General features: G+C 38.3%; 2 protein-coding genes and 1 pseudogene. 1 reads left to right on the top strand and 2 read right to left on the bottom strand.

The features are described 5' to 3' along the window. Positions 1–1,266 (bottom strand): annotated as a pseudogene (locus V7083_RS18315) (glycoside hydrolase family 1 protein); the annotation flags it as partial. A 210-nt stretch (positions 1,267–1,476) separates the two neighbouring features. On the opposite strand from V7083_RS18315, the gene V7083_RS18310 reads away from it, so the two are divergent. Continuing rightward, a complete protein-coding gene (locus V7083_RS18310; protein WP_335480589.1) occupies positions 1,477–2,214 on the top strand; it encodes a MurR/RpiR family transcriptional regulator in 738 nt (245 codons plus the stop codon). Between the two features lie 27 nt (positions 2,215–2,241). Here V7083_RS18310 and V7083_RS18305 read toward each other — a convergent pair. Beyond that, positions 2,242–3,140, bottom strand: an 899-nt coding sequence (locus V7083_RS18305; protein ID WP_335480587.1) for an acyl-CoA dehydrogenase family protein, incomplete at its 5' end; no start/stop codon positions are given.

Raw genomic sequence — 3,140 nt, 5'->3', positions numbered from 1 at the left:
GTGGTATACCCGATAAGATCTACACCATCTTTAATGGCCTCTCCCATTTGATCGATATGGGCACGTAAATAATCAATTCGGTAATCATCATTGATAGAACCGTCTTCTTCCACTTTATCGTAGGCACCCAACCCATTTTCAACTATAAATAATGGCACCTGGTAACGATCATACATTTTCTTTAAAGTAATTCGCAAACNNATCGGATGATTGTAGATATGGATTTTTAACTCCGCTAAAGAAGTTTCCTTTCTCCTTTAGTTTTTCAGGGGAACCACTTGCAACCATCGTCATGTAGTAGCTAAATGATAGAAAGTCGACAGTATGCTGCAATAAGATCTCTTCATCCCCTGGCAACATGTCAATTTTAATATTATTTTCTTCAAAATATTTGTTCATGAAGCTTGGATAATATCCACGAACTTGAACGTCCGTGAAGAATAAGTTCTTTTGATCTTCTTCCAATGCAACTAATACATCATCCGGATTACACGTTTCAGGATACACCTCCATACGTGCCAACATACAGCCAATCATTGCATCCGGAATAATTTCGTGACAAGCTTTTACGGCTTTTGCACTGGCTACAAATTGGTGATGAAGGGCCTGATAAACGGCCTGTTCCTTATTTTCAACACGATCAACCAGTATCCCGCTTCCGATATAGGGTGAAAAGGCTGAGATATTAATTTCATTAAACGTTAACCAGTATTTTACTTTTCCTTTATATCGTTTAAATACCGTCTCTGCATAATGAACAAAGAACTCAGCCAAACGTCTGTCGGCCCATCCATTATATTTGCGTACTAAATGAAGTGGTATCTCATAGTGAGATAGGGTTACTAAAGGTTCAATTCCATATTTCAGCAACTCATCAAACACTCGATCATAAAAGGCTAATCCTTCTTCATTCGGCTCAAGATCATCTCCGTTTGGAAAAATCCGCGGCCAGGAAATCGACATCCGGAATGTTTTAAAGCCCATTTCCGCAAATAGAGCGATATCTTCTTTATAACGATGATAAAAATCAATACCACGGCGTTTAGGGAAATTATCCCCTTTTTTGCCAGCTAATAGCTCCTCTAATTCTTTTTCACTTGTTACATCCATCTCGATGCCTTCATTTCCTCGTTCCTCTTTCGGAACAAAAGTTACCATATCAAAAATAGACAAACCTTTGCCACCTTCATTATAGGCACCCTCTAATTGGTTGGCTGCGGTTGCTCCACCCCATAAAAATCCTTCAGGAAAACGATTCTTACCCATTTTTTTCCTCCTACCATTTATATACCATGTTAGTATGAGCTTTTTTCTAAAGACTATATAAAAATAGTAAGTTTAAATAGAAAGATAGTAAATAAATGAAGGGCATGTTGTCAGAAGTATGGATAATGGTTACTTGTTACATAACTGTAACACTGTGTATCAAACCGATGGTATAATGAAGTATAAAATTGCGAGGAGTCCCCAATAAATATGTTTACTAACGAAATGATTACCTCATTTAATGAAATTGAATTGTCCATTTACAACTATATCAGTCAAAACATGAATAAAGTGGTATATATGCGAATTCGTGAATTGGCAGATGAAACTCATGTATCCACAGCGACCATTTTACGATTTTGCAGAAAAATTAATTGTGAAGGATTTTCAGAATTTAAAGTAAAGCTGAAAATGTACTTAGAAGAGAACAAGACCACGACCATCAAAAGTTCATTACATGCTGTGATGGAATTCTTTGAACGGACATTAAAGGGTGATATAGATGATAAAATTAGCCAAGCAGCATCACTGATCACAGAAGCAGAGAATGTGATCTTTATTGGCATTGGCAGCTCAGGTATTTTGGCAGAATACGGGGCAAGATACTTTTCCAGTTTAGGGAAATTTTCATTATATATTAAGGACCCTATGTTTCCTATTCATTCGCAACTCCGGCTAAATAGCGTCACAATCGCTTTATCGGTGACAGGAGAAAATTCTTTTACTGTGACTCATCTTAACCAGCTAAAACAAGAAGGCAGTAAAATCATCAGTATTACTAATAATAAACTTTCTACCATTGCCAACATGTCTGATTTAAATATTCCCTATTATGTCACGGAGGAATTTTTTGACCACGCTAATATTACTACCCAAGTTCCGGTGGTTTATATTTTAGAATCATTGGCTCGAGAAGTCTTTAAACTCAATCAAAATAAAAGAGGGTGAAATACGTTTCACCCTCTCAATACTATTTTATTTTGAAACGGTTTCTTTTTCGAACGGCCAAGCCGGCAGCATGTTATTTAATGGTTTATCTTCCCGATAACCGAGTACATATTCTGCTTGCATGATGGTATGAATTTCTCTTGTTCCTTCGTAAATGACCGGAGCTTTGGAGTTTCTTAAGAATCGTTCTACCGGGTATTCACTGGAATAACCATATGCTCCATGAATTTGGACTGCATCATCAGCGGCTTTATTGGCAAAATCACAGGCCTGCCATTTGGCAAGGGAGGTTTCACGGGTGTTACGGACACCTTTGTTTTTCAGTTCTCCAACGCGATATACCAACAATCGGCTCATCTGCAAACCTGCTTCCATGTTGGCAAGCATTTGTTGAACTAACTGATGCTTCCCAATTTCTTTCCCAAACGTTTTTCGTTCATGGCAATAATTCACACTTTCTTCTAACGATGCCATGATAAGGCCTACAGCCCCTGCGGCAACGGTAAATCGACCATTATCGAGCGCAGCCATCGCGATTTTGAATCCTTCACCTTCTTGACCTAATAAATTTTCTTTTGGCACTCTAACCTGGTCAAAGAATAGCTCACCAGTGTTACCGGAACGAATTCCCAGTTTTCCTTTAATGGCTTTTGAAGAGAAACCAGGCATCGTCCGTTCAACGATAAACGCTGAAATACCATGGTGCTTTTTCGATTTATCCGTATAGGCAAATACGATAAAATGATCAGCAAAGTCACAAAGTGAAATCCACGTTTTCGAACCATTTAAAATGTAATCGTCACCATCTTTAACCGCTGTAGTGGCAAGAGAAGCAACATCAGAACCAGCTCCAGGCTCCGTTAATCCAAATGCACCGATTTTTTCACCCTTAGCCTGTGGGACCAAATACTTTTGCTTTTGCTCTT

Origin of the sequence: Bacillus sp. JJ1764 (assembly GCF_036962145.1) — a bacterium.
GTDB lineage: Bacteria > Bacillota > Bacilli > Bacillales > Cytobacillaceae > Neobacillus.
The sequence above is the reverse complement of the archived record's forward strand: the minus strand, read 5'-3'. Positions and strand labels throughout refer to the sequence as shown.

Bases quoted from the DNA above. Each gene is read 5' to 3' on its own strand.
- V7083_RS18310 (WP_335480589.1), top strand. From the start codon at position 1,477: ATGTTTACTAACGAAATGATTACCTCATTTAATGAAATTGAATTGTCC.